Raw genomic sequence first — 26,497 nt, 5'->3', positions numbered from 1 at the left:
GAGGTAGGAGTTACGGAAACAGTGGCGGACGCACGCGCTTTTTCGTGGCCTGCTCGAACGCATACGCCAACCCCACCAAGGTGGGCTCGCCGCAGGCCGACGCGGTGAAGCTCACGCCGAACGGTGCCGGCCGCGGCAAGAAGCCGTCGGGGAACGCCTGCGCACCCTGCCCTTGCGGCACCGGCAGCAGGGCATAGGGAACGGTAATGGTAGGATAACCGGGACGCGCGCCGATGTTCGCGCTGCTCGTGCCGGGGAAGAGTAGCGCATCGAGCCGATGGGCCTTCATAGCAGCGTCGATGCCGGTGGTGGCCGAGAGCAGGATGTCCTTGCGGCGGTCGGCTTCGTAGCGCGCCCGATCGGCCTGCACGTCCATCTCGTCGGAGATATCAAGCAGCGCCTGTCCGTACTTGATTGCGCCGGCCCGTTGGTGCGCGATGTTCCACTGACGCAGCCCCAGCAGCGATTTCACCGGCGCCCGGTCGCCAAGCAGGGTGAGCCACGCGTTGAAATCACGCTTCATTCCATACTTGAAGACGATCGAGCAGTCGGCGTCGCGTCCCTTGGCCTGATCGAGGCCGCTGCACGGATTCCAGTTCAGGAAATTGTTGGCCGGCACCGGCTCCACGACACTCGGAATGTCGGCGGGATCGACGATCACCGCGCCCTGCGCCTTGAGTACCGCGATCACCTCGTCCATGGCCGACTTCTGGTCGGCGTTGAGTCCGCCGCGCGGGGTGGTGCTGCCACCGGCGGGCGGGACGGTTGGCTCATAGAAAAAGGCGCGGGGAATGCCGATACGGGCGCCCTTGAGCTTGTCGGCGCCCAGAAACGCCGTGTAGTCGTTGCGCGGCGGCGGGGTGCACAGCTTGGTGGCGGCGTCGTTGGCGTCGGGCGACGTGCTTTCCAGCGCGCCCAGCATGATCGCGGCATCGCGCACCGTGCGCGTCATCGGTCCGGGCGTGTCCTGATCGGCGGTGATGGGAATCACGCCATAGCGGCTCACACGCCCCACCGTGGGCTTGATGCCCACCAGAAAATTCTGCTGCGCCGGACTGAGAATGGAGCCCGAAGTTTCCGTGCCAACATTGCCAGCCCAAAAGCTCACGTTGGTGCCCACTCCCGAACTCGAGCCGCCGGTGTTCATCACCGGACGTCCATCGAACGTTGCATCACGTGGATCGCGCCGCGGGTCCCACGGATTCATGCCGTAGCCGGTGAGCCCCGTGTAGTTCCCGGGCATGCCGGTGGCGGTCCAGTTGGCGAGCTCGGTGAGCTGGGTCTTGGCGATGATGATGGCCCCGGCCGCCTTGAGGTTGCGCGTGACCGTGGCGTCATAGTTGGGCATCAAGTCGGCCAACGCGAGCGCCCCACCAGAGGTGGCCATCTCCACCGTCTGGATGTTGTCCTTGAGCGCGATTGGAATGCCGTGCAACGGTCCACGAATCCGCCCGGCGGCGCGCTCACGATCGAGCGAATCGGCGATCGCCAGCGCCCGCGGGTTTACCGTGATCACCGCGTTGAGCTTGTCCTCATACGTCGCGATGCGGGCGAGATACTGCTGCACGATCTCGCGCGAGGTGATGCGCTTCTGCTCGAGCGCGGTGCGCAGGTCGGCGAGGCTCGTTTCCACGACGGACACCGGTGCGGCCGGAGTCTTTCGTGATTGTGCCGACAGGGCGATGGGAGCGGCGACAAGGGCACTGACCAGCAGCGACAGGCGACGGGTTACACGACGACGGGGCATACGCATACGGTGACCTTCCCGGTGCAAGGGGTGCGGCATTCAAGGCCGACGAGAGCTACGGATACGAACTGATTCACACTGAGAGCAATGGATCTGCTCCGCGTATTCGACAAACGCTGGCACGATTCGAGAGCCCGATGCTTTGTGTTTCTCACAAGTGCCACGATGAGATGAACGCAACACCGCAAGTGAGACAGCCGGAGCGAATCTGCGGCTATCGATTGCTATCGGATCGTATCCGTTCCGGTAACAGTAGCCTGTTTTCGCCTGTTGCAATTCTTCGCGGGCCTTCGCGGGCTTCGCGCGAACCGCGGTGCTTGCGGCTGCCTCGCAGCTATCGGAGAGCCAGCTGGTGCGCGCGAAGCTCACGGAGCACGCGAAGAGACGCGAAGAACAACGAAGAACAAAATGATTGAGAAAGGAATCGCACCGGTGGCCGGGGCGCGGCAAACCACACCCTACTCGGCCCGTACGTCGAGACCCATGGCCTGCACGATCGACAATGCTTGTTGCAGGTCGATGATCGCGCCCTTGAGCCGTACCCGAGCTGGATCGAGCGAGCTCACGTCGCTGCCACGCAAGTCGCAGTCGGTGAAGTCGGCCCCGTCGAAGTCGGCACCCGACAAATCTGCATCACGGACGGAACCGTCCTGACAGCGCACGCGCGAGAGATCGGCTTCGCGCAAGCGCGTTCCACGCACGATCGTTCGTGAGAGGTCGGCACCGGAGAGCCCCACGTGCGACCAGTTGCCACCCGCGATCTGCATCAGGTCGAAGGTGCAGCGTACGAAATTGCTGCCCACGAACTTGCACTCGGTGAATCGCGTATCGAAGAACGAGCAGCCGTTGAAGGTGCAGTTCACGAACGCCGCATCGGTGTGCACCGAGCAGTTGAACGTGGCCCGTTGAAATGTGCAGTCGGTGAACACCGCGCCGCGATTCACCGCTTCGGTGCAATCGAGGTCGGTGAACTTCACACCGGTGTGAGTCTGCCCGGAAATATCTTGTCCTTCCCAGTCGGTCTTGGCCATATCAGGGCGATCGGCTGAACACGGCGCCATGCGGAATGCCGGCGCCCTTCCCACCGTGCGGCCACACGAGATTCTCCATACGCATACCGGCCTCGGCGCTGCCGGCCACGCGAAACCGCTCGTCGAGCGCGAGCGCGCCGGTCTTTGCGTTGAAGCTCGCCAACAGCACGCGTGTCTTCATCGCCTGATAGCCAGTGATGACCACGCGCCCGTGGTTCGGCTCGATACCGATCCAGTGCGGCACATCGTCGGGCCCGAGCGTCACACGGGACACTTCACGTGGATGCGACGGGTCGGACACATCGAGGCTCACGACGGCGCTCCACGCCGGCACCGTGATGAGATAGTAGTTCCCCGCCACTACCGGTACCGCGCAATTCGTACCGGGCTTGCGCGGGAACGACGCCACCATACGCGCACCAGGTGTGGCCGTGGCGAGACCGTCCAGCAGGAAAAGTCCGCAATTGAACGTCGACACCAGCACCGTCTTCCCATCGCTCAGCACACGCGGCTCGGCGCTGCGGTAGCCCTCGAAGTGCGGGCCGTCTGGCAGCACGATGGTGTGCTGCAACGATAAGTCCGATAACCGCCACAGCTGCACGTTGCGCGTGGAATCGGCCTTGTCCATATCCGTCGTGGTCACGATCACACGATCAATCCCGTCCAGAATCGCCGCCGAATACGGACGATCGCGGCGACTGCTCGGCGCGCGGTTGGCCGACGACGACCGGACCAGCGTGGCACGGGGCGTCAGTTCCACAAGGCCACCGGGAGCAGCACCCACCGAATCGTGCTGCATCTGGAACGTCGACAGCAAATTGCCATTTGGCAGGCGCCAAAAACTATGCGGATGCATCATCCCGGCAATGTCACCGAACTGTGCCGCGACCCGGGGCGCGCGCGGGTTCGACAGGTCGAACACGAACGTCTGCCCCGACCGGAAGCCATTGGCGAACAAGCGCCCATCAACCGGCATATCGTGCTCGGTGTGATGCGGCCCGTTCGCGCGCCCAGGGACCGGGACCGTGGTCACCAGCGCGCCGTAGCGCGTGGCCTTGCTGTTGTCACGGATATCGTACACCGCGAGAAAGTCCGGGCCACTGCTGTCGGCCGATGCAGTCCACAGATACAGATACTCACTTGGCGCGAGCGGGCGGGCGGCGACGGAACGTTGGGCGGCCAGCGGCGCGGCCACCACGACTCCCGCCACGATGGCGGCAACGGCAACGGCGAGAAAACGGCAAATCAGCATGTGATTGAGCATCTGCTGATTCTACGGCCGGAAGTCAGCCGCGCAACGCCTTCGCGAGCACGCGGTCGAGGGCATTGGCGAACAGCTGCTTCTCTCGCGGGCCGTACGTGCCATGGCCGCCGGTCTCGACCCCCGAGCCGCGCAATCCGTCCATGAAGTTGCGCACGGACAATCGCTCCCCGATGCTCTCCGCGGTGTACAGCTCGCCGCGCGGATCGATCACGTAAATGCCCTGCGGCACCAGTTGCGCGGCCAGTGGAATGTCAGCGGTGATCACGACATCTCCGGCCACAGCGTGCAACACGATGTACGCGTCGGCCACATCGGCGCCACCGTCTACGCGCACCGCCGAGAGTTTGGCATAGCCCACTGGCATCACGAGCCGCTGATTCGCCACGAGGATCGTCTCGAGCGAGAGACGGTCGCAGGCGCGATAGCAGACTTCTTTCACATCGCGCGGGGCGGCATCGGCGTCGAGCCAGAGTGTCGGCATACGTCAAGCTACACGCTTAACGACAGCGCAGGGGACGCGGCGTGCCTTTCAGAGCACCCTGCGTCCCCCGCGTTCTCTGCGTACTCGGCGTGGTCAATTCAACCCCGCACAGCACGCGACCCGTTTACGCGGCCGGCGGCGGCATGATGACCGCGTCGATCACGTGAATCACGCCGTTTGTGGCTTCGATGTCCGCCGTCACCACCGTCGCGCCGCCAACCGTCACGCCATTCGTCGCGTCGATCGCGACCTCGGCACCCTGCACCGTCTTCACCTGCAGCGCCTTCCCGGCGATGTCCGACGAGAGGACCTTGCCCGGCACAACATGATACGTGAGGATCGAGACCAGCGTGTCCTTATTCTCCGGCTTCAGGAGATTCTCCACCGTGCCGGCAGGAAGCTTCGCAAATGCCTCATCGGTCGGCGCGAACACGGTGAACGGACCCGCGCCCTTGAGCGTCTCACCGAGACCAGCGGCCGTGACGGCGGCCACGAGCGTGGTGAAGCTGCCGGCGGCAACCGCGGTGTCAACGATATCATGCGCAACAGTGTTGCTTTCCGTATGGGTCGACATGTCAAGCTCCATCAAACAGCACCATCACAAGTCTGGACTGCATGAATGTCATGCACACGTTCCCGTGATGAACAATCCGACGCATGGCTGTGTGCGCCGATCATGTCGATAACATCGCATCGCCATGTGTTCATGGGCTCAAGCTTTTCGTGATGTCATTAGTGCCCACAATCGCGCATTCAATACAAATGCCGTAACAACCCTGAACACAAAAACTGCGGATCACACCGTAAAACACAAAAAAGCTGAATGGTGTGAAGCCCGCCCATCGTCGCACAGGCGGAGCAAATCCGTGCTTTTTCCGTGCAATCCGCAGCATCCGTGTTCCCGCTGTTCGCGAGCCGTCTGTCTACGCATTTGTTAGCTGTGCGGCACGAACGCTGTTACTCAGCCGTTCGCCCGGCCACGATTTCGGCCTTCTCGCGAAAGGCGAACGTCTTTCCACACTGCGTGCAGATGTAGCTGCCCGTGCGCGCACCAAGATCGTATTCCTTGGCGAACGCGGGGTGATCACAGGGCTTTCCGCCCCACTCCTGTTGGAGGGCAACTGCTCGCTTCTTCTGCATCGGGACTGGCTGAGGACGAAACTCGGTGAACGGTCGTAGTATGGAAAGATATCACCAGCCCACGATCGACGCATGACGACGCGCGCGCGGCTACGCGGTCGTGGCCGCTGCCTGTGCCGCCATCGCCGCGGCCTGCGACACCGTTTGATTCGTTCCTGCAAACGCGACGACGCCGAGGCCGAGGCCCTTGAGCTTGTTGTGCCAAAGGATCTGTCCCGACGACGGTTCGAGGCAGAACAGCTCACCTCCAGCGCCGGCATACAGCGTGTCGCCCTCCATCGCAATCGTCACGAACGTCGCGCTCTTGAGCTTCGTGCGCCATAACTCCTCACCGGACGACGCCTGAATCGCCACCGCGTGTGAGCCGAGACCGATGAACACCACGTCTGATTTTCGCGAACGCGTCATGATTCGAACTGACCTCGTAATTGGTATGAGAAGTTCCGGACCGCGCCGGACCCGCACTACGCAGGCAGGCCGTGCCCACCGATCGGCGTCGTGATCACACTGTCGCCGAAGGCCGCGATCATCGGCCGCCCCTTCGCAATCGCCTCACGCACCGACGGCAACGTGAGCGCTGCCGCATGGCTCTCCTGACGATCCCAGACCTCGGTAATCCAGATCGCGCTGGCATCCTTCGGGTCGTGGGCAACTACATAGCTGAGGCAGCCCGGCATCCCGCTCACGCCTTCGAGCAGGATCGCGACGAGCGCATCGCGCTGTCCGAGGGTCGCAGTCATCTTTCCGATCAATCCGTACATACGTCAGGCGTTGAGGTTCGTGGGAAGGACACAGCCATCCGCCGTAGTTTACGCGATGTGCGTGCGAGTGGCGCCCCCCACACGCGAACCGAAGCGTCGCTCAGCGATTCACCTTGCACCCTGCACCGCGGCGATCAGCTTACCTGAACGATCGCCTTCCCCCCAGCGCCGAGACCGATCCCGCTCGCTCCCTCCCTCCCTCCCTCGCTCCGCCCCCGCCGCCCTATTTCCTGCCATGCGTTTCGCCCTCCCCACTGCTACCGCCCTGCTGCTCACCTCGCTGTCGGCGCGCGCGCAGCGGCCGCTCTTGCCCATCGACCACGTGAACTCGGCCGAGTTTGGCTGGCTGCAGAAACCCGTGCTGGCCAGTCGTGTGCTGGATAACTTTACGCAACCGTCGGTGTGGAAGTTCAGCGGTACCGGGATGCTGTCGTTCCCGCCGCCGCCCGCCCTCGGCGACATGCAAACGCTCCGCGTGGAGCTGCAGATGTTTCGGAACGCGCCGGCACCCAATCGCGCGCGACTCTCCAGTGTGAATTTGCAACGCGCGTTCGCCAATGAAGACTGGACCGGCTACAACCGGATCTCGCTCTGGGTGCGGCCCGACTTTGCCGGCATTCCCGTGCTGCCGTTGCAGCTCGTGTTGCGCAATGACGGCGTGGAGAAGGTGCCCGACCGCTACGACCGCGAGGGCACCCACTTCATCACCTTCGCGCGCAATGGCTGGCAGCAGGTCGTCTGGGAGATCGAACCGCTGCCGCGTGATCGCGTCACTCGTTTGGAGATCGGTTACTTCATGAACCGCATGCTGGCCGGCCCCGACGATCATGTTGCCTTCGAGATCGGCGGGCTCGAACTGCAGAGGGTCGACCCCGACGTGCACACCGGCTGGCGCGTCGGCGCCGGCAAGATTGCCTTCAGTCACAGCGGCTATCAGACGGGTAGCACAAAGACTGCGATTGCCAGCGCGCTGACGGCGACAGCGTTTGAGCTCGTGAGCGTGCAAGACATTGCGTTCGGTAAGACCGTGCTACGCAGGCCGGTGGAGACGGTAACAGCGCGCAACGGCACCTTTCAGCAGATGGACTTCTCGGAGGTCCAGACGCCTGGCAGCTACGTGCTACGCGCGGGCGGCGTGACCAGCAAGCCATTTCGCATCGGGAACGACGTGTGGAAATCGTCGATCTGGAAGACGCTCAATTTCTTTTACGGCAACCGGTGCGGCGACGACATTCCCGGAGTGCACGGGATCGACCACCTCGACTGGTTCGCGACGCACGACAGCTCGCGTATCACGATGAGCGGCGGCTGGCACGATGCCGGCGATCTGTCGCAGGGATTGATCAACACCGGTGAAGCGACGTACGCCATGTTCGCGCTGGCCGACAAGCTCGCCGCGCGCGGTGACGATCCCGAGCTCACGACCCGCCTGTTGGAAGAAGCGAAGTGGGGCCTCGACTGGGTGTTGCGCGTGCGCTTTCCCGGCGGCTTTCGCATCGGCTTCGGTGCGCATAACTATTGGTCGAACAACATCGTGGGCGACGCCGACGACAGGCTGGTGGCGGCGAAGAACAATCCCAACGTGAACTACATCGCGTCGTCCGCGGCGGCGATCGGATATCGGCTGCTCAAGGATCGCGAGCCGGCGCTCGCCGCGCGGGCGCTGCGCGTGGCGCGCGAGGACTGGGAGTTTGCGATCGTTGGCGTCGAGGGACCGAGCACGTGGCATACACCCGCGTTCGCCGCCACGCGCATGGAGTTGGCCGGTGTCGGGATCACGGCGTCTCTCGAACTCTTCGCCGCTACTCGCGAAGTGCGCTACCGCGACAAGGCCGTGGAATTGGCTCGTGTGGTGATGGCGTCGCAGCAGGTGTCCCGGGTGGGCTCGGTGTTTCCGCTCTCCGGCTTCTTTTACACCGGCCCCGATCGCGATACGATTTTTCACCAGTTTCACAAAGCGTCCGATCAAGCGCCCATCGTCGCTCTGTCGCAGCTTGTCAGCGCGCTGCCAGATCACCCGGAATGGATGCAGTGGTACGCTACGATTGCGCGCTACGCCGAGTACCAGAAGCGGAGCGCGACCACTACCGCGCCGTACCATGTGCTGCCCGCGTACGTCTATCGCCTGGCGGACAGCGTGCAGGTGCCCGACTCGGGCGGACGCTATCTCGAGAAGCAGGATCAGTACGCCGCGCAGGTACGCGCAGGGATGCCGATGGGCGACGGATGGTTCCTGCGTGCCTTCCCGGTCTGGTTTCAGCGGCGCGGCAATTACGGCGTGCTGCTCTCTCAGGCCAAGGCGCTGTCCACCGCGTCCCGCCTGCGTGGCGACAGCGCGGGGCTTGACCTGGCGCAGCAGCAGGCGCAGTGGGTCGTGGGTCGCAATCCATTTGTGCAAAGCACCATGTACGGCGAAGGTTACGATTGGGCGCAGCAGTACAGCGTGTCGTCGGCCGACTTCGTGGGATCACTTCCGGTAGGCATGCAGAGTCGCGGCACGACCGATCTTCCCTACTGGCCGTCGCAGAACACGTACGTGTACAAGGAAGTGTGGGTGCACTCCAGCAGCCGCTGGCTGTGGCTTATGGAGGACCTGTTGCCAGCGGCTTCGGCGGTCGCGCACGAAGCGGCAGTGCTGCCCACGCTCGCGTTAACGAGCACCACGGCCGTGGACGGCACGATCACCATGCGGCTCACGATGAGCGGCTCGGGAGTACACCGCTATGCGTTGCGCACCGATAATCTTCGCGGGACCATCGTCGCGCAGACCGTCACCCTGCGCGACGGCGTGCCGGCGTCGATTCTGTGGACCGCAAAGCGCGTGCGCGCCGATACTCCATGGACGGCCGTCGTAATAGAAGACGGGAACATGGCACGCACGCGCGAATGGTTCGCGCAGTAAGTCAGCGCGGTTTCTTCGCGACCTGCGTCGCGGGGTTCTTCGCGACTCTTTTCGCGGGTTTCGGCTTGGATTTCGGCTTGGGTGTCGGCAATTCGGCCGCGGTGGCTCGTATCAACTCGGCAATCAACGCCTGATCCTCCAGCTGCTCAGTGATCAGCCACTGGGGCTTTGCTCCTGCATAGGGGGACGCTTCGGTCACGGCACCGAGAACTGCGCGACCGGACCCGGTGGGTTTCACGAACAGCTGGTTGTCGCACACCAGTGCCACCACCTTCTCATCAACGTACAGCGCGTACTCGCCGAACATCTTCTTGAACGTCACGGTGCCCGCGCCATGCATCTGGTCGCGCACGTACTCCACGAAACTGAGATCCGACGCCATCGGTGCTCCGGTTGAAGGCCTGGAAAACGACACAGCCCCCGATCCTCGGCAGGATTGGGGGCTGCGAACGTCGTGACACAGCTACCTGATTACATCGCCAGCGTCTGCAGATCCTGCAGCGCCTTCTTCAGTAGGTCTGTCTTCTTCGGGTCGCAGCTGCGGTTGGCTTCGACATCCGTCACGAGCTTGGATAGCGTGGCATTACGCGCCGCGCCCGAGGTCTTCTCCGCGCTCGAGATCGACGTGCGGATCTCGGAGATCTTGGCCGGCGCCACACAGCCTTTGCGCTCCAGCTGATCCGTGTACGCCTTCGCCAGCGCGAAGCTGGGCGGCCACGAGATCTTCGGCTGACCCTGCGCGTTCAGGTAATCCCACTTCACCGTGTTCGCCGCATCGATCTCGTTCTGCGAGATGAACTCGCTCGGCACGAGTTCAGCCACGTCCAGTCCGCGTGCGATTTCCGAGCTCACGATCGCACCGTTGTACCAGTATGCCGACCACGACCCGCCCATCGCCATACGCGTGGAATCCACCGGACCGCGATCGAATGAGGCGATTTCTTTCGGCTTCGAAGGGTCCGTCCAATCGAACACCGAGATGCCGCCCTGATACCACGACTGCACCATCACGTCGCGACCCGGAATCGGAATCAGCGAACCGTTGTGCGCCACACAGTTTTCGTTCGACGACTGTACGGTCGGAATCTTGTAGTAGCTCTTGAACACCAGCTTCTTGTTCACGATCGAGAAGATCGCGTTGGCGCCCCATTCCGGCTTGTCACCAGCGCGGCACTTGGGCGACGAACCACCGCCCCACTCGTCCGAGAACAGCATCTGCGTGCCGTCGTTGTTGAACGTCGCCGAATGCCAGTAGGCGAAGTTCGAGTCGGCCGCCGCGTCGAGACGCACCGGCGCAATCGGGTTGCTGATGTCGATCAGCAGACCGTGCCCTTCGCAGGCGCCGCCAGCCAGTCCGAGCGCCGGGTACACCGTGATGTCGTGGCACTGCGACCGCTCGCCGCCACGGCCACCGCCGCCCGCCGCCCCGGCGAACATGCGCGTCACCGCTCCCTGCACCATACCACGCACCGCCGAGCTGTCGGCCGCGTTGGCCATCGAACCGCCACGCGCCTTCGTTACACTATCCAGCATCGGACGAACCACCTGCGGAGGCACGACCATATCCATGCCCGACTGTGGATTCTTCGCGATGAACGCACCCGCGGCCTTCGCCGTGGAGAGCGTCTTCGCCGCCGCTTCCTTGTCAGCGTCGGAAAGACCGTGGGCCGGTGCGGCACTCAGACCGGCGAAGATGTTGGCGCGACCGACGACCGCGGCGCTGGCCGGGTTGGCCAGCGGCACCTTGATGATCTCGATGCGCAAGCGCGACGAGTTCGGATCTTCGGAGGCCAGGTCACCGGCGCAGCCGGCGAGCTCGGTGTTCGGACGGATCGCCGACGAACCGGAAACGTAGATGTACACGTTCTCCTTGTCCTTCGGATCCTCGAGCACCGTGTGTGTGTGCGAGCCGCGGCACGTCTGCACGTTCGCGATCAGCTTCGGATTGCGAATGTCGCTGATGTCGAACACGCGCACACCACGCATGCGCTCCTTGCTCACGGGATCAGGCACGCCACCCGGCTTGCAGTCCACGCGGCCGTTGTTCGCTTCGGCCGACATGAACATCAGGTTCTTGTACACCGAGATGTCGTTCTGCGACGCGGGGCACGTATACGCCACCACGAGCGTCGGCTTGGCCGGGTTCGAAATGTCCCAGATCACCGGGCCATTGTAGTTCCCCTGAATCGCGTACTTGCCAGTGAAGGCGAGGTCGGAGTTCGTAATCCCCAGGAAGCCCGGCGGCGAGACCGCCTTGGCCACGACCTTCATGTTCGAGATCGCTTCGCCGGCGTCGAACAGACCGGCCTTGAGGCCGACGCGCGGATCGTTCATCGGCGTCGGTGCGGTCTTGGGCTTCGACGGCGCGCACGCCGCGAGGCCCAGCAGCGCCACGGCCGCGTAGCCTGTGACAACACTCGCCCCGCGACGACGCGGAAGTGCTTCTGACATGTCTGTTCCTGTCTGCAAAAGGTGGTGGTAGTCCAACGTCACGCCGGCGGCGCGAATCCCATCTCCAACATCATCGTGAACATGCGCTTGATCTCGGTGCTCTGATCGACTTCCACATCGTTCGCGAACTTGAACACCGTTTCGTCCTGCCCCGCGCCCTGTGCCGCGAACAACGTCTTCACCATCGAGACGGCACCGCGGTGGTGCTGAATCATGTAGGTCAGGAACAACCGGTCGAACTCCGTGCCGCGCGCCGCGTTGAGCGCCTTGAGCTGCGCCTCGGTGAGCATACCGGGCATCGACATCTGGCCCATCGCCAGGCCTCCCATCGCCGACCTGTCGTGGCCTCCCATAGCCGACATGTCATGACCCGCGCCACCCATGGCCATGCCACCCATGGCCATGCCACCCATCGTCACCTTGCCAAGCGTGTCCACCATGGGCATCGGCTGACGACGGTCTTTGAGCCACGTCTGCATGATCGTGATCTCATCGGTCTGCGCATTGATGATGCGAGCCGTGAGCCGCTGCACCGAGGCGCTCGCACCATGCGACGGCGCCCAGCGCGAGATCGTGATGGCCTGAGCGTGGTGGTGGATCATGCCGCTCATGAAGTCCACGTCGGCCTTCACCCAGGGATAGCGCAGACTGTCGGCGCGGGCGCGCACGAGCGCACCCGCGTCACCCATCTGGAACGCGGGTCCGGCCGAGGAGGCTGACTTCGAGGTGGCGCAGGCCGTTGTGGCGAAGAGCCCGGCGCTCAGGACAGCCAGGCGGATCGGTCGGCGAAGGGTCGTGGGCATCGGTTTGGTCACGTGATTGGACACCGGCCGCATGGAAATAGGTTGAACCTGTAACGGTATAGGCAGAAGAGCCGTGCAGCAATCGATCGGGCAGATCGACCGATTCTGTGTACATGGTCCGTTCTTCTCATACGCGCCTGCTTCCCCGGCGGTTGGCGATCTACGACTCCCGCAACGTGATCGCCCGTGCTCCACGCTCCGTGACCAGCGCCACGCGGCGCAGGTGTACCGAGTCGGCCGCCGCCACGTAGGCCGACGTCTGCGCGGACGACACGAGCGCCCGCGTGAGTTGGGCGAGGCCGCCGCAGACGTAGCGGTTGCACAGGTTCGAGCGCAGTGCCCGCGGGAGATTGCAGCCGGTGGTCGTGTGAAACACGCACGAGCCGCGATAGTGGCGCATCGGCACGTGCGAGGCGTACCGCGCCTCCAACGACTCGGCCGTAACCGTCTCCCCGTCGTCGGTGAGCTGAGCGCGCACTCGCAGGATGCTGTCCGCATGCAGAAAGCCATGCGTGCCGCCCGCGGTGCAGCACTCACCTCGACAGGTCCCGCAACTCGCCCCGATGATGTCGGACATCGCCGGGATCGACGTTGGAAGCGCCCATCCGGCGTCCTGACGTGCCGACTCGGCCTCGGCACTCATCGGCGCGCGGTTGTCGCGCACCGTCTCGCGAAACGCCTCGGCGATCGTGGCCCGTAGCTGGTCGAGGAAGGCGTCGCGCGATTCCTCGGGGAGTTCAGTCGTGTTCCGCGAATTCGCCGGCAACAGAATCACCGGCAGCTCCGGCAGGCCGTGTTCCGCCCGGTCGTCGAGGGCGATCTGCTCCGCCTGCGCCGTGAGATGGGCATTCCGAGCCCGTTGGGCCGCGATCGGACTTTCACGCGAAGACATGCTGCAACCTACCAACCTGGGCGGCCCTTCTGGAGCACGCGCGGGCAGGGAAGGGGCAGGGATGGGGCACGGATCGCGCCCGGATATGGTTGATTCCGCCGTATGTCGACATCCCGCTGGACCATCCCCCTCGGCGCCATCCTCGTCCACCTGGGCATCGGCTCAGTGTACGCCTGGAGCACCCTCAATCGCCCGATCATCGCCGCGCTCCCGCCGCAGCCGTGGTGGGGGAGTCCGCCGTACACCACCTTCACGTCGGCGCTGGTGCTGCTGGGACTGAGCGCGGCCACTATGGGTCCGTGGGTGGAGCGGCGTGGTGCACGCGTCGCGGCAAGAACGTCGGCCATCTTCTTCGCCAGCGGACTGGCACTTGGCGGGCTTGGCCTGCTCTGGCAGCAGCCACTGCTGGTCTTTCTTGGACTCGGCATACTCTGCGGCATCGGCTGCGGCATCGGCTATATCGCCCCGGTCAGCACGCTGGTGAAGTGGTTCCCCGAGCGACGCGGCATGGCTACCGGTTTCGCCATCATGGGCTTCGGCGGCGGGGCTTTTCTGGGCGGCTATGCGAATGCGTTCCTGATCGAGCAGATCGGCGTCGCCCGCGCGCTGTTCGTGTTGGGCGGCGTCTACTTCGCACTCATGTGGGCGGGGGCGCAGTTGCTGCGTCCGGCGCCTGATATGCACCGCGGCCGACCGATGCCCGTGGCGGATGGCCTCACGCGACGAGAGGCGCTGCGCACGCCGCAGTTCGTGCTACTCTGGGGCATGCTGTGCGTCAACGTGACCGCCGGCATCGGCATACTCGCCCAAGCGTCGCCGATGATGCAGGACCTGTTCGGCCGAACGCCCAAACAGGCAGCGGCCGTGGTCGCGGTCATCAGCCTGTTCAATGCGGGGGGGCGTCTGCTCTGGTCGAGCGCGTCGGATCTCCTCGGGCGTCGCGTGACCTATCTCATATTCTTCGTCGTGCAGCTGGCGTTGTTTCTACTGATTCCGCGCTTCGCCCAGGCGGGCGCGTGGTGGCCCTTTCTCGTGTGCCTGCTCATCGTGTTCACGATGTACGGCGGCGGTTTCGCCACGATGCCGGCGTTCCTGGCGGACCTGTTCGGTTCGCGCAACGTGGGCGCGATTCACGGCGCCGTACTGACGGCGTGGAGCGTAGCCGCCGTGACGGGGCCGGTGATCATCACCGAACTCTCCGAGCGCGCTCGTGGGGCCTTGGCTCCGGGCGCACCGCGCGTGCATATCTACGACCAGCCGCTGATGCTGCTGGCCGGTCTGCTGGCCGTCGGGCTCGCGCTCACGCTGGCGGTGAAGCCGCTGAGAACGGTCGCGGAGTAAGGGAAGTCGTCCATTCGTTTGCGAAGGGGAGGGCGCGGCCGCAGGTTAAGGCCCGATGCGAACCCCCAAACGACTCACCGCGCTCGCGCTGCTCGCGCTCAGCTCCGCCGCCGGCGTTGCCTGCACCCCCGCCGCCGACACATCCCACACGTCGGCGACCGCCACGGCGAACGCTGGAGGGCTCGCCCCCTTCGTCGATCGCTATCTCGATGGCTTCGCGCGCCGTCATCCATCCATTGCGGCTGGCAACGGCCTGCACGATCACGATGCCCTCCTCGACGATTTCTCGGCGTCGGCGATCGCTGCCGAAATCGCCACGCTGAAGACGGCGGCGGCGGAGCTCGACGCGTTCCGCGACTCCTCGCTCACCCTCGACGAGCGCGTAGACAAGCGCATTCTCGCGGGCGTGATCGACGGCTGGCTGCTCGAACAGGAAACGCTCGCCAACTGGAAGCGGAATCCGATGACGTACGCCAGCGCGTTGTCCGATGGCGTGCACAATCTCATGACGATGGAGAACGACGACGCGCCGGTGCGGATGCGTCGCATCATCGGCAAACTCGCTGGCGTGCCAGCGCTGTTGCAGGCGGCACGCACGAACATCACGAATCCGCCGAAAATCTTCGCCGAACGCGGACTCGGCATGATGCGCAGTGCGTCAAGCATGTTGACCACCGACCTGGCCCAAGCCTTCGCGGCGCAGCAGGGCACGCCACTCATGGATTCTTTGCTGAGCGCGGCCGCGATTGCCACACGGGAAATCGATGCGTATACCGCCGATTTCGAGAAGTCCGTGCTCCCCACGGCGAGTGGCGAGTGGAAGATTGGTGGTGACGCCGTCGCGCGACGCTACCGCTCCGAAGAGCTCATCGATGTTCCGCTGGCCGATCTCGTGGCGCTCGGTGAACGCGAACTCGCGAGCGCGCAGGAACGCTTCCGTGCCGCCGCCAAACGGCTGGCGCCGAACGCCGACCCACAGGCCGCATGGCTGACTGTTCGCCGCAATCATCCCAAACGCGGCGAAGTGGTCGCGGCGGCACAAGCCATCGTCGATTCGCTCACGCGCTTTGTTGCCGCGAAGAATCTGGCCGTCGTGCCGAAGGGTGAGCGGGTGGTCGTTGCCCCCGCGCAGCCATTCTCACTCGGCTTCGCATCGATGCACGCCTCGCCGCCGCTCGAGAAAACGCCGGTGAAAAGCTACTACTACATCACCGACGCCGACTCGCTCGACCCCCCTGCGCAGCAAGACGCCTGGTTGGAGCGATTCAACTTTGCGTCGCTGGCCATCACCTCGGCCCACGAGGCGATGCCCGGCCATTGGCTGCACTCGGTGCACATGCGCGAAACACCGGGCAAGATCCGTCGCATCTGGATCGGCTTGAATCCGTTTCCGCAGCCGTCGTCGGGCCAGGATGGCTGGGCGCACTATTCGGAGGAACTCGTCGTCGAACAGGGCTTTATGGGAGGCGATCCGCGCTATGAATTGGCCCAGCTCAGCGACGCGCTCACGCGCATCTGCCGGCTACTCTCGGGCATCCGTCTGCACACCGGTGAATGGACGCTCGCCCAAGCGCAGGCCTGCTTCGAGCGCCAAGCGTATGTGGCCGCACCGGCCGCCAAGCGTGAAGCGGAACGCGGCACCTACGATCCCACCTACGGCGGCTACTTCCTGGGCAAACGCGGCATGCTCACCCTGCGGCGCGATATGCAGGCGGCACAGGGCGCCGCGTTTAGCTTACGCGAGTTCCACGAACGCGTCATGAAGAACGGCATCGCGCCGATCTGGGCGCACCGGCAACTGCTGTTGCCGGGTGACACCTCACGGGTGATTCAGTGACCGCTAGGAACGATATCGTTCGTGTTGGTGTCCTCGGTGCCGGTGCCTGGGCACAATTCGCGCACCTTCCGGGCTGGAAGCGTGATCCGCGCTGCACGGTCGTGGCGATCGCCGATCCGCTCGTCGAACGCGCCCGCGAGTTCGCGGCGGAGTTCGACATCCCCAACGTGTATGCCACGCACGAAGAACTGATCGCACGCACCGATATCGATGTCGTCGACGTGTGTACACCCAGCGCGACCCACTTCGCGTTAAGCTGCGCGGCGTTGGAGGCGGGCAAGCACGTGTTGTGCGAAAAGCCCGTGGCCTACGATTTTACCGAGACGCGTCGGGCCGCGGCCCTGGCGGCCAGCAAAGGTCTCAAAACGAAACTGGGATTCACGTTTCGATACTCGCCGGCGATGCGTTACATGAAGGCGCTGATCGATGAGGGGTACGTCGGCACGCCGTTCATTTTCAACGGCTACGAACAAAACTCACAGTGGCTCGACCCGCAGTCGCCGCTGCGTCAGGTCGATCATGAGGCCGACCAGACAGAGATTCAGGTGTCGTCGCTGGAAGGGTACGGGGCCCCGATCATGGATATTGGTCACCTCTTCATGGGTAGTCGGTTCAAGTCGGTGGTGGGCACGATGAAAAACTTCATCCCCGAACGGATGGTGCGCGCTACCGGCACCATGATGCGCATGAATATCGACGACGGCGACATATTTATCGGCGAGTTCGACAATGGCGGTATCGGCTCGATTCAAACCAGCTTCGTGACCGTCGGCAATTATCCCGGCATCGAAGCGCGGGTGTACGGCAGCAAGGGCGCGCTGATCTGCCGTCTCGTGGAAGAGAACGGCATCTGCGAAACGCTCAAGGGCGCCACCGCCGACTCCGTGGAATTCAAGGAACTCGCGATCCCACAGCGTTTCTACCCGGCGGGCGGCAGTGCGCGAGAGTCCTGGCGCTCGCTCTTCTATGCCAATCTCATCGGCTCGTTCATCTCCGAGATCCGTGGTGAAGTACGTGGCAACGAGGGCAACTTCGAAGATGGGGCGCACGTGCAGGAGCTCATCAACGCTGTCGAGCGCTCGTTCCGCGAACGACGCTGGGTGAATATCCCGCTCGAACAGCCGCCAATCGCGGGATCGGCATCCTGAGCAATCACACCACCGCCGCACTCGACCGTTTCTTCGCACACTACTTCGCACGTCATCCCGTGAATGCGACGTTCACGGGGCTGCACACGCACGACCATCGGCTACCCGACTGGTCGCGCGATGCGCGCGATGCCGAAGTCAGCGAGCTGGCTGAGCTGCACGACGCGCTCTTCAACGCCGCGCCCCGCGGCAACGACGCGTTGCTCGCCGCCGATATCGAGGCTGTCGACGCCGAGCTCGCGCGCGCCAACATCGATCTGCGCATCCTCGAAACGCAAAGCCGCTTCTTCCACGATCGGAATCCTGCACTGTGGACGGGCGAGGCGATTTTCAGTGTCGTCGCGCTGCTGCTGCGACCTACGCCGCCGATTGAGCGCTGCACCGACGCCCTCATCGCACGACTCGGGCACATTCGGTCGTTTCTGGGCGCTATGCCCGACGCACTGACCGAGCCGGTACCCGCGATCTGGATCGATCGCGCCACCCGCGAGGCACGCGTGTTCGCGGCGTTCCTGCGTGGACCATTGCAAATCTGGTGCGACGAGCACGAGCTCACGGCTGCCGTTCGTGACCCGCTCATCGAGGCCGCAACCGATGCGGCCCGCGCATTCGACGCGGCGACCGACTGGCTCTCCCAGTTGCCGCGTGATGTCCACGCGGGCTATGCGATAGGCGTCGAAGCGTATGAGATCCTGCTGCAGCGCGGACACTTCTGCACGCAGTCGGCGCAGCAGTTGCTGCAACGCGCGCTCGACGAGTTGCCGGCAGCCAAAGCGCGTTTTCACAGCCTCGCCACCGATGTGGCCGGTTCGCCTGAGAGCCTCGGTGCGGCGCTCGCAAACGATCGCCCCGACGAAACGGGCTATCTCGCCGCGTTCACCTTGCAGTTCGAAGCATGTCGCTCGTTCGCTCTCTCGCACGATCTGGTGGAGTGGCCCGACTGGCCGTTGCGCTACTCACCCATTCCTGCCTGGGCCCGCGAGATCGCTCCGCAGCTCTACTTCCTGTTCTATCGCTCGCCGGCGCCCTACGACCCGCGCCCTGAGCATATGTATCTGGTGACGCCAGTAGACGACACCATCGCGCCCGATGAGCGCGACCGTCGCCTGAAGGCCTGGAATCGCAGCACGATCACGCTCAATCACGTAGTGCACCACGGCGCCCTCGGCCACCACGTACAGAATGGACACGCCACGCATCGGTCGCAGTCACGAATCGGAAGCGTTGCCGCCGTGGACTGCGCCAGCCGCATCGGCATGTTCCTGGGTGGCTCGATGGCCGAAGGGTGGGCGTGTTACGCCACCGAGCTCGCCGACGAGCTTGGATTTCTCACGCCGCTCGAACGCGCCGCCGAACAGCAGAGTCGTGTCCGCATGCTCGCGCGCGCGATCGTGGATATTCGATTGCACACTGGTGACTTCCGTTACGCCGATGCCGTCGCCTACTATATGCACGAAGTCGGCATGCCGGAGGCGGCGGCCGTTGGCGAAGCCACCAAGAACTCGATGTTCCCCTGCACCGCGGTGATGTATTGGCTTGGCACGCAGGGCATTCTCGACCTGCGGGAAACCATGCGCCAGCGGTCAGACTACTCACCGCGGCAATTCCACGATGCGCTGTTGAGTCGAGGATCCATTCCCGTGGCACTCGCAGCGCGACTCCTCACGGCAACCTCATGATGCATTGGTCGACACGATTCTCCCGTTGTTCGACCCTCGGCGTCGCCGCCTCGCTCTGCGGCGCACTCGCGGCCTGCGGCGGCGACGCCGCCCGCAGCGGTCCCACGAATGAGCTGCTAATCGTGGGCTACGACCGCGAGCCAGACACGATGAACCGCTATGCCACGCATATTCTCGAGGATATCGAGTCGTGCGTGGTGGAAGGTCTCGTGACCAATGACGAGACAATGAAGATCATTCCAGTACTCGCCGCCGAGATCCCGACTACGGAGAATGGTGGCGTGGTCGTGCGCGCCGATGGCGGCATGGATGTGACTTGGAAGTTGCGACCCGGGGTGAAATGGCACGACGGCGTGTCGCACACCTCCGCCGATGTGAAGTTCACGGTCGACGCGATCAACAAGGGTGACTGGAAACCGGAAAGCGTCGATGGATTCGACCGCATCTCGTCGGTCGACACGCCCGACTCGCTCACGGCGATCGTGCATTACAAGGAAGTGTACGCCCCGTATCAGCTTCAGTTCGTGCGTGGCACGTTGCCCAAGCATGTGCTCGCGAACCGCGATCTCAATACCGCCAACGACTACAATCGCGCGCCGCTTGGCACGGGCCCGTACAAGGTGAAGGAGTGGAAAACCGGCGAGTACATCCTGCTCGAACGCGCCGAAGGCTACTGGCGCGGCGCGGAGTATCCCAAAATCAAGCAGCTGCTCTTCCGCTTCCTCACGAATACGACCACGCGCATCAATCTGCTCAAGTCGGGCGAGGTGCACATGGTGGCGCTCGTGGCCTGGGATAAAGTGCGCGAGCTGACCGCCATCAGCGGGTTGCGCATGAATCGCGTGGTCGGCAACGGCTACGAGCATGTCACACTCAATCAGAAGCACTTCGCGCCCTTCGCCGATGTCAAGGTGCGCCAAGCGCTGGCCCACGCGGTCAACCGAGATCTGCTCGTGCGCACGATTCTCGACGGACAGGTGGAAGTGGTGAACGGTCCGATTCAGCCGCTGTCCGCGGCCTACGAGCCCAAGGTGCCCGCCTACGACTTCGATCCGGAGCGCTCCCGCACGCTACTGACCGACGCCGGATGGGTACCGGGCGCCGATGGCATCCGCACGAAGGACGGTAAGCGTCTCGCCTTCACGCTCATCACGCAGTCGGGCTTTGCGATTCGGGAGAATGTGTCGCAGGCGCTGAGCCAAGCGTTTCGCGATGTGGGAGCCGAGACGACGGTGAAGCTGCTCGATGGCACGTCGATCAGCAGCGTGTGGTTCAGTGGCGAGTTCGACGCCATGCTGCATTGGTGGCAGATGGGCGCCGATCCCGAGCTCACACTGTTCTTTGCCGGCGATCGTATGCCGCCGGCTGGCCGCAACATCAACTATATCAACGACGCGGAACTGTCGTCGCTGCTGTATCGTTCCGATCGCACCGCCGATGTGGCGCAGCGCAACGAACTGCTGCGTGAGGCGCAGCGCCGCATCGCCGCGCTGGCGCCCGAGATCGTGCTGTACAATACGGCCAAGATCGATGCCGTCCCGAAGACACTGAAGGGCTTCACCGGCAATCCGACCAACGCCGGTCCCTTCTGGAACGTGCACCTGTGGGAGATCGGCACGCCGTGATGCGTGGCCTGATCGTGCGCCGGGCACTCCAGAGCCTTCCGCTGCTGCTCCTCATCTCGGTGCTGGTCTTCGCGCTGCTGCAGGCGGTACCGGGCGGTCCGCTGGCGGCCTATCTCGAAAATCCGAACGTGCGCCCGCAGGATATCGAGCGACTTCGAGCCGCCATGGGACTCGATCGTTCGTTGGTGGTGCAGTATCTGTCGTGGCTCTCGGCGTTCGTCCGCGGCGATTGGGGGTACAGCTTCGCCGACGGGCGCCCCGTGCTCGAGCGCGTGCTGGAGCGCGTACCCGCCACCCTCGAACTCGTAGGCGCGAGCACGCTGCTGGCGCTCTGTATTGCCCTGCCGGTCGGTGTATGGGCGTCGGTGCATCGACGGTTCGATCGCATCTCGTCGTTCGGCGCCGTGGCAGGGATATCCCTACCGGTGTTCTGGTTCGGCCTGCTGCTGCAGTTGGTCTTCGCGATCACGCTCGGTTGGCTACCATCGTCCGGACGCGCGTCGTTCGGCGTGAGTTCATTCGGCGACCGCATAGCGCATCTCGTGCTCCCCGTGATGGTGCTGGCCGCCGTGCAGGCCGCAGCCTGGTCACGCTACCTGCGCCGAGCTATGCGCGAAACCATAGGCCGCCCGTTCATGAATGCGGCGCGCGTGCGCGGCGTGTCCGAGCGCGGCGTGCTGCTTCGGCACGCGCTGCCGAACGCACTCGGTCCGTTCATCACCGTCGTCCTGCTCGACGCCGCCATGATGGCCTCGGGGGCCGTCGTGACTGAAAGTGTGTTCGCGTGGCCCGGCGTGGGTAGCCTGTTCACGGAATCACTCGTGAAGCGTGACTATCCCGTGCTCATGGCCTTCCTGATGTGCGGCGCCGTTGCCGTCATGGTACTCAATCTCGTCGCCGATATCGCGGTGCGTACCATCGATCCGCGCACGCGGGGCGTCGGATGAAAGGCGGACCACGCAGCGGTCTGTTCTTTCTTGCAACACTCGTCGTGGCGTCGATACTGGCGCCGTATTTCGCACCGTTCGCCGCCGATGCGCTCGACCTGGCCAACCGTCGCGCGGCACCGTCGCTTGTCCATTGGTTCGGAACTGATGAACTCGGGCGTGACGTGCTCACTCGCGTGCTCGTAGGGGCCCGCGTGTCGCTCGCGATCGGCGTACTGTCGGCGCTCATGAGCGCGGCCATCGGAGTCGCGGTCGGTGCCGTAGCGGGCTACACGGGTCGCTGGATCGACGACGTACTCATGCGGGCCACCGATGCCATGCTCGCCATCCCGCGTCTGCCGCTCCTCATGCTTGGCGCTGCGGTTTTGCAGCCCGGCGTACCGATGCTGATTCTGTTGGTGGCCGCGGCCGGATGGATGGAAACCGCGCGCGTGGTACGCGCCGAGGTCCAGTCGCTCTCGTCGCTCGATTTCGTGCAGGCGGCGCGGGCAATCGGCGCCAACCCAGTGGGTGTGATCGTCCGCCACATCGTGCCCGGCATCATTCCCGCGGCGACGGTCGCCACGACACTCGCGATCGGGCGCGGCATTCTGCTGGAGAGCACCATGAGTTTCTTCGGCGTCGGCGTGCAACCGCCAACCGCCAGCTGGGGCAACATGCTCTATCAGGCACAGACCGCGATGACCAGCGAGCCGTGGCTCGCGATCTTCCCCGGCCTTTTCATTTTCGCCACGGTGCTCGCCTGCAACGCCGTCGGGGATGCCATAGGTTCGTCACCTACTCAACGCCAGTCCGACTAATGACTTTTCCGCTTCCGTTCGCTCCACGTCGCATCGCCATCGGCGCCAACGCGCATGCCGGAATCGCCGAGTCCATTCGCGCGCGGCGCGCTGACCTCGAACTGCGCGGCAAGCTGTTCACCGATATCAGCGCCGATGATCTCGATTGGGCGGAGGCCTACATCGGTTTCAAGCGGCCGCCCTCGGTCTCCGATATGGGGAACGTGCGCTGGATCCAGTGCACCGGTGCCGGTGTCGACTCGTGGATGGCGTCGCATCTCGATCCGCAGATTCTGCTCACGCGCAGCCCCGAGTCGTTCGGTCCGATGATCGCCGAGTGGGCCGTGTCGCGCATCTTCGCGATACAGCTGCAGCTGCTGGAGTTGGCCGAAGCGCAACGCGAACGGCGCTGGGAACCGCGTGATATCGCGCGGGTGGCGGGCACGCGCGCGCTCGTTGTCGGTACGGGTGATATCGGCCGAGCGATTGCGACCTCGCTGCGCGCCTTGGGTGTACACGTTACGGGTGTCTCGCGCAGTGGTACCGCCGACAGGACGGTGTTCTCGGCCGTGCATCCGTCCAGCGAACTCGGCGACCTCGTGGGCAACGCGGACTGGATTGTCGTGGCCGTGCCCGACACGCCAGCCTCCCGTGGCCTCATCTCGCGCCGCGTACTCGCTCGCTGCAACGGGGCCGTACTACTGAACGCCGGACGCGGCTCGGTGGTCGATGAATCCGCGCTGCCACATGCGCTGGATCAAGGTTGGCTACGCGCGGCAGCGCTCGACGTATTCGCCACCGAACCACTGCCGGCCGACTCGCCGCTTTGGAGCGATCCGCGTGTTATGGTATCGCCGCATATCTCCGGCCTCACCACCATCGAAGGTGCCGCCGATGGCTTTCTCGAATGTCTGGAGTCGCTGGAGCGTGGTGAGCTGCCCAAGTGGGCCGTGAATCGTGAGCGCGGCTACTGACAGGGTAGAGACAGGGTAGAGACAGCCGTACCGCTACACCCTCTCCACTGGTAGCTGCCGTCCGACGATCTGCGCTGCCTTTCTAAAGGCGATCGGCTATGCCAAGGTGAAGACCGATGCGGTGGATGCGGCCACGAGGGCGCAGCGGCTGTGCGCGGAGCTGATTCCCGAGGCGCGCATGATCCAGAACAGTCCGCGGGAGATTCGCGACGTGCTCCGCTCGCGATTGGTGATGGTCAGCCGTTGCTTGCCGTGTCAGCGCGCCATCGGCGCGCTGCTCGAGAAGTACAACGTGGCCACAGCGGCCTCGCTCCCCGAGCTGCTGCAATTGCAAGCGGAGTTGCATACGACGTAACGCGCGCTCCTCCAGACCCCCGTGCGTCGTCTCGACCACGAACTCCGCGATCGCGTGCTGGCGACGCCCGACGCACAGCGTCTCGTGTGGGTCCCCGGTATTGGCAAGATGGTCGCGTACATGCTACTGCTCGAGATCGATGATATCCACCGGTTTCCAAGCATAGGCCATTTCCATTCCTAGTGCCGATTGGTGCGCGGTTCGCACGACTCCGGAGGGAAGACACGGCACAAACGCTCGCGCGATGGTAACCGCTATCTCAAGATCGCCCTCCATCACGCGGCGATTCGCGCGGTCCAATACTTCCCAGAAGTGAAGGCCGAGTTCCAGCGATGGCAGCGGCGAAAAGGCAAACCAATTGCGCGCGCTGATCGCGAAGGAACTCGCTACGATCGTGTACGCCATGCGCGTGAAAGGCGAAGCCTTCAACAACCAATTCCATGGACATCCCGTAACCACTGAGAAGCGCTGCACGTGGCCCCGCTTGGCAAACCCGCCCGCCTAACTGAGCCTTCGAGGCTCACAGCAATGATTGGGGAGCCAAGCGGCATATCGCCGGTGAACATCTGAGCCGCAGGGCTCGCACGACTGTGTGATCGCCACGTGTACGTGGACGATCGAGCCGATGCACACGCGATACGCCATGGCAGGAACAACAGCAATCGCGCCGGTGCGCGATCAGCGCACCGAGGGAGACGTACGTCTCCTTGACAGGAAACTCGTTAGGACGGTTAGGCCGCTTTCGCGCCAGAGTAGAGACGTGCGCGCTAGTCGCCAAGTAGTGGGCCTGTCGGAAATTCTGTGGATGAGTCATAACCTTGGTGGACGGAGGTGGTTATGGCTCGACCAAAGCGGGCGGCGGCGGAGCCACTGCCCGCAGGGCTGACGCCCGAGGTACTCGATCAGCTGGTGGCGGGCGTGCAGACGCCGGCGGACTTCCAGGTCGTTTGGCGGCAGCTGCAAAAAGCGATGGCGGAGCGGATGCTCAAGGCCGAGCTCACGCACCATCTGGGATATCGCGATGGTGGGGGGCGCGGGCCGGATGGTAATGCGCGCAATGGGTCGTCGCCCAAGTGGTTGCTGACGGAGAGTGGCCCGATCGCCCTCGACATCCTCCGCGATCGCGCCGGGAGTTTTACCCCGCAGTTCGTGCCGAAAGAGGCCCGACGCTAACCGGGCTTCGATGAGACGGTGCTGATGCTGTACGCGCGCGGCCTGAGCACGCGGGAGCTGCAGGCGTTTCTCGAGGAGCGCTATCAGGTGCCGGTCTCGCCCGACCTGATCTGCACGATCACGAGCGAGGTGTTGGCGGAGGTCGAGACGTGGCAGCAGCGGCCGCTCGAGTCGACGTATGTCGCGGTCGCCTTCGATGCGCTGCGCGTCAAGATTCGCGACGATGGCCTTGTGCAGAATACGGCCGTGTATCTCGCGCTCGGCGTCCAGCTCGATGGCACGAAAGAGGTGCTCGGCTTTTGGATCGCGCAGACGGAGGGCGCGGCGTTTTGGCATCGCGCCTTCCGCGACCTGCAGGGGCGTGGCGTGGCCGATATCCTGATCGCCCTGATCGATGGGCTGACGGGGCTCCCCGACGCGCTGCCGGCCGTCTTTCCGCACACCGTCATCCATCAGTGCGTCGTGCATCTGGTCCGCCAAAGCCTGCGCTATGTGTTCTGGACCGATCGAACGCTCGTCGCCTCGGCGCTCCGGGAGATCCATCAGGCGCCGACGGAAGCCGCAGCGCGTCTCGCGCTCGAACGCTTTGTCGCGAGCCCGCTCGGACAGCGGCATGCGCCGCTCGTCGCGACCTGGGAGCGGCACTGGGAGCGCATCGCGCCGGCGCTGGCCTATCCGCTGGAAATCCGTCGCGTGCTCTACACCACGAATGCGATCGAAAGCCTGAACATGCAAATCCGCAAAGTGATCAACACGCGCGGCCACTTTCCAAGCGACGAGGCGGCCGGCAAGCTGCTCTCTCTCGCCTTAAAAAACGTCGGCAAGAAGTGGAAGGCCAAGCCCGACAAGTACTGGCGCGCGGCCTTCCCACATCTCAAGCTCCTCTTCGGCGATCGATTGATCGCGGCATGACCCGATGCTCACGACTCATACACAGGATTCCTGACAGGTTCGCGCCTCAACAATCGCGTTCTGTTGCAACGGCTTCCAATAGGTTGCGGCCAGCGAGCGCAGCGAGCCAGGCCGCAATCCTTGCAGCCGTTGTCAACAGCAACGCGAGACTGTGTGAAAAGTCTGTAGCTCTTCGGTCAAGATAATGGTATCGTGTGCGCATCTCGAACACGACGGGTGAGGCGACGATGCCGTACATCGAAGGGAGTGGGCGCG

23 protein-coding genes and 2 pseudogenes are annotated in these 26,497 nt (G+C 64.1%); 12 read left to right on the top strand and 13 right to left on the bottom strand.

Features of this window, described 5'->3' with window-relative positions; all coding sequences use genetic code 11:
• Window positions 1-10 precede the first annotated feature (10 nt).
• The 8 genes from ACLL97_RS17000 to ACLL97_RS16965 form a co-directional block, all read right to left on the bottom strand.
• A complete protein-coding gene (locus tag ACLL97_RS17000) occupies window positions 11-1,753 on the bottom strand; it encodes an amidase family protein (RefSeq protein ID WP_411281670.1) in 1,743 nt (580 codons plus the stop codon).
• Between the two features lie 452 nt (window positions 1,754-2,205).
• A complete protein-coding gene (locus tag ACLL97_RS16995; protein WP_411281669.1) occupies window positions 2,206-2,778 on the bottom strand; it encodes a pentapeptide repeat-containing protein in 573 nt (190 codons plus the stop codon).
• A 1-nt stretch (window position 2,779) separates the two neighbouring features.
• Window positions 2,780-4,042: a hypothetical protein gene (locus ACLL97_RS16990; RefSeq protein ID WP_411281668.1), complete on the bottom strand. Its 1,263-nt coding sequence runs from the start codon at window positions 4,040-4,042 to the stop codon at window positions 2,780-2,782.
• Window positions 4,043-4,064: 22 nt separating this feature from the next.
• Entirely contained in the window at window positions 4,065-4,523 is a 459-nt protein-coding gene (locus ACLL97_RS16985) for a DUF188 domain-containing protein (RefSeq protein WP_411281667.1), read from the bottom strand.
• A 124-nt stretch (window positions 4,524-4,647) separates the two neighbouring features.
• Complete coding sequence (locus ACLL97_RS16980; protein WP_411281666.1) at window positions 4,648-5,097, bottom strand: fasciclin domain-containing protein; 450 nt, start codon at window positions 5,095-5,097, stop codon at window positions 4,648-4,650.
• Window positions 5,098-5,480: 383 nt separating this feature from the next.
• Window positions 5,481-5,663, bottom strand: a complete 183-nt coding sequence (locus ACLL97_RS16975; RefSeq protein WP_411281665.1) for a hypothetical protein — start codon at window positions 5,661-5,663, stop codon at window positions 5,481-5,483.
• Between the two features lie 90 nt (window positions 5,664-5,753).
• On the bottom strand, window positions 5,754-6,071 hold the full coding sequence (locus ACLL97_RS16970; RefSeq protein ID WP_411281664.1) for a PQQ-binding-like beta-propeller repeat protein: 318 nt from the start codon (window positions 6,069-6,071) through the stop codon (window positions 5,754-5,756).
• Between the two features lie 56 nt (window positions 6,072-6,127).
• Window positions 6,128-6,424 (bottom strand): putative quinol monooxygenase, encoded by a 297-nt coding sequence (locus ACLL97_RS16965; RefSeq protein WP_411281663.1) that lies wholly within the window; start codon window positions 6,422-6,424, stop codon window positions 6,128-6,130.
• A 235-nt stretch (window positions 6,425-6,659) separates the two neighbouring features.
• Between ACLL97_RS16965 and ACLL97_RS16960 the strand changes: the two genes are divergently transcribed.
• The gene (locus ACLL97_RS16960; protein ID WP_411281662.1) at window positions 6,660-9,326 is read left to right on the top strand and encodes a glycoside hydrolase family 9 protein; all 2,667 of its coding nucleotides are present in this window, start codon (window positions 6,660-6,662) and stop codon (window positions 9,324-9,326) included.
• Window position 9,327: 1 nt separating this feature from the next.
• Here the strand turns inward: ACLL97_RS16960 and ACLL97_RS16955 are convergent, their stop codons facing one another.
• From ACLL97_RS16955 to ACLL97_RS16940, 4 genes are all read right to left on the bottom strand, one after another.
• Window positions 9,328-9,708 (bottom strand): TfoX/Sxy family protein, encoded by a 381-nt coding sequence (locus ACLL97_RS16955; RefSeq protein ID WP_411281661.1) that lies wholly within the window; start codon window positions 9,706-9,708, stop codon window positions 9,328-9,330.
• Window positions 9,709-9,797: 89 nt separating this feature from the next.
• Window positions 9,798-11,777 carry an LVIVD repeat-containing protein gene (locus ACLL97_RS16950; protein WP_411281660.1) on the bottom strand — a complete coding sequence of 660 codons (1,980 nt, stop codon included), beginning with the start codon at window positions 11,775-11,777 and terminating at the stop codon, window positions 9,798-9,800.
• A gap of 38 nt (window positions 11,778-11,815) precedes the next feature.
• The gene (locus ACLL97_RS16945) at window positions 11,816-12,580 is read right to left on the bottom strand and encodes a DUF305 domain-containing protein (protein WP_411281659.1); all 765 of its coding nucleotides are present in this window, start codon (window positions 12,578-12,580) and stop codon (window positions 11,816-11,818) included.
• A gap of 160 nt (window positions 12,581-12,740) precedes the next feature.
• A complete protein-coding gene (locus ACLL97_RS16940) occupies window positions 12,741-13,472 on the bottom strand; it encodes a hypothetical protein (protein WP_411281658.1) in 732 nt (243 codons plus the stop codon).
• Between the two features lie 102 nt (window positions 13,473-13,574).
• On the opposite strand from ACLL97_RS16940, the gene ACLL97_RS16935 reads away from it, so the two are divergent.
• From ACLL97_RS16935 to ACLL97_RS16885, 11 genes and pseudogenes are all read left to right on the top strand, one after another.
• Window positions 13,575-14,813, top strand: a complete 1,239-nt coding sequence (locus ACLL97_RS16935) for an OFA family MFS transporter (RefSeq protein WP_411281657.1) — start codon at window positions 13,575-13,577, stop codon at window positions 14,811-14,813.
• A 55-nt stretch (window positions 14,814-14,868) separates the two neighbouring features.
• Window positions 14,869-16,650, top strand: a complete 1,782-nt coding sequence (locus ACLL97_RS16930) for a DUF885 domain-containing protein (RefSeq protein WP_411281656.1) — start codon at window positions 14,869-14,871, stop codon at window positions 16,648-16,650.
• Window positions 16,647-17,798 carry a Gfo/Idh/MocA family protein gene (locus tag ACLL97_RS16925; protein ID WP_411281655.1) on the top strand — a complete coding sequence of 384 codons (1,152 nt, stop codon included), beginning with the start codon at window positions 16,647-16,649 and terminating at the stop codon, window positions 17,796-17,798. Before ACLL97_RS16930 ends, ACLL97_RS16925 begins: the two co-directional genes overlap by 4 nt.
• Before the next feature lie 59 nt (window positions 17,799-17,857).
• Window positions 17,858-19,477 carry a DUF885 family protein gene (locus ACLL97_RS16920; protein ID WP_411281654.1) on the top strand — a complete coding sequence of 540 codons (1,620 nt, stop codon included), beginning with the start codon at window positions 17,858-17,860 and terminating at the stop codon, window positions 19,475-19,477.
• On the top strand, window positions 19,474-21,102 hold the full coding sequence (locus tag ACLL97_RS16915; protein WP_411281653.1) for a peptide ABC transporter substrate-binding protein: 1,629 nt from the start codon (window positions 19,474-19,476) through the stop codon (window positions 21,100-21,102). Before ACLL97_RS16920 ends, ACLL97_RS16915 begins: the two co-directional genes overlap by 4 nt.
• A complete protein-coding gene (locus tag ACLL97_RS16910; RefSeq protein WP_411281699.1) occupies window positions 21,102-22,049 on the top strand; it encodes an ABC transporter permease in 948 nt (315 codons plus the stop codon). Before ACLL97_RS16915 ends, ACLL97_RS16910 begins: the two co-directional genes overlap by 1 nt.
• A 44-nt stretch (window positions 22,050-22,093) precedes the next feature.
• Entirely contained in the window at window positions 22,094-22,849 is a 756-nt protein-coding gene (locus tag ACLL97_RS16905) for an ABC transporter permease (protein WP_411281652.1), read from the top strand.
• Window positions 22,849-23,802 carry a D-2-hydroxyacid dehydrogenase gene (locus tag ACLL97_RS16900; protein ID WP_411281651.1) on the top strand — a complete coding sequence of 318 codons (954 nt, stop codon included), beginning with the start codon at window positions 22,849-22,851 and terminating at the stop codon, window positions 23,800-23,802. Before ACLL97_RS16905 ends, ACLL97_RS16900 begins: the two co-directional genes overlap by 1 nt.
• 106 nt (window positions 23,803-23,908) lie before the next feature.
• Window positions 23,909-24,157 carry a hypothetical protein gene (locus ACLL97_RS16895; RefSeq protein WP_411281650.1) on the top strand — a complete coding sequence of 83 codons (249 nt, stop codon included), beginning with the start codon at window positions 23,909-23,911 and terminating at the stop codon, window positions 24,155-24,157.
• A gap of 21 nt (window positions 24,158-24,178) precedes the next feature.
• A pseudogene (locus ACLL97_RS16890) lies at window positions 24,179-24,619 on the top strand (transposase).
• Between the two features lie 375 nt (window positions 24,620-24,994).
• A pseudogene (locus tag ACLL97_RS16885) lies at window positions 24,995-26,242 on the top strand (IS256 family transposase).
• Window positions 26,243-26,288: 46 nt separating this feature from the next.
• On the opposite strand, the gene ACLL97_RS16880 reads toward ACLL97_RS16885, so the two are convergent.
• Window positions 26,289-26,497 (bottom strand): hypothetical protein (locus ACLL97_RS16880; protein WP_411281649.1); only part of this gene is annotated, 209 nt, incomplete at its 5' end.

It is taken from the genome of Gemmatimonas sp. (genome assembly GCF_046594945.1).
In the GTDB taxonomy this organism is placed as follows: Bacteria; Gemmatimonadota; Gemmatimonadetes; order Gemmatimonadales; family Gemmatimonadaceae; genus Gemmatimonas.
Note: the sequence above shows the minus strand (reverse complement) of the source record. Positions and strands in the feature narration are given on the sequence as shown.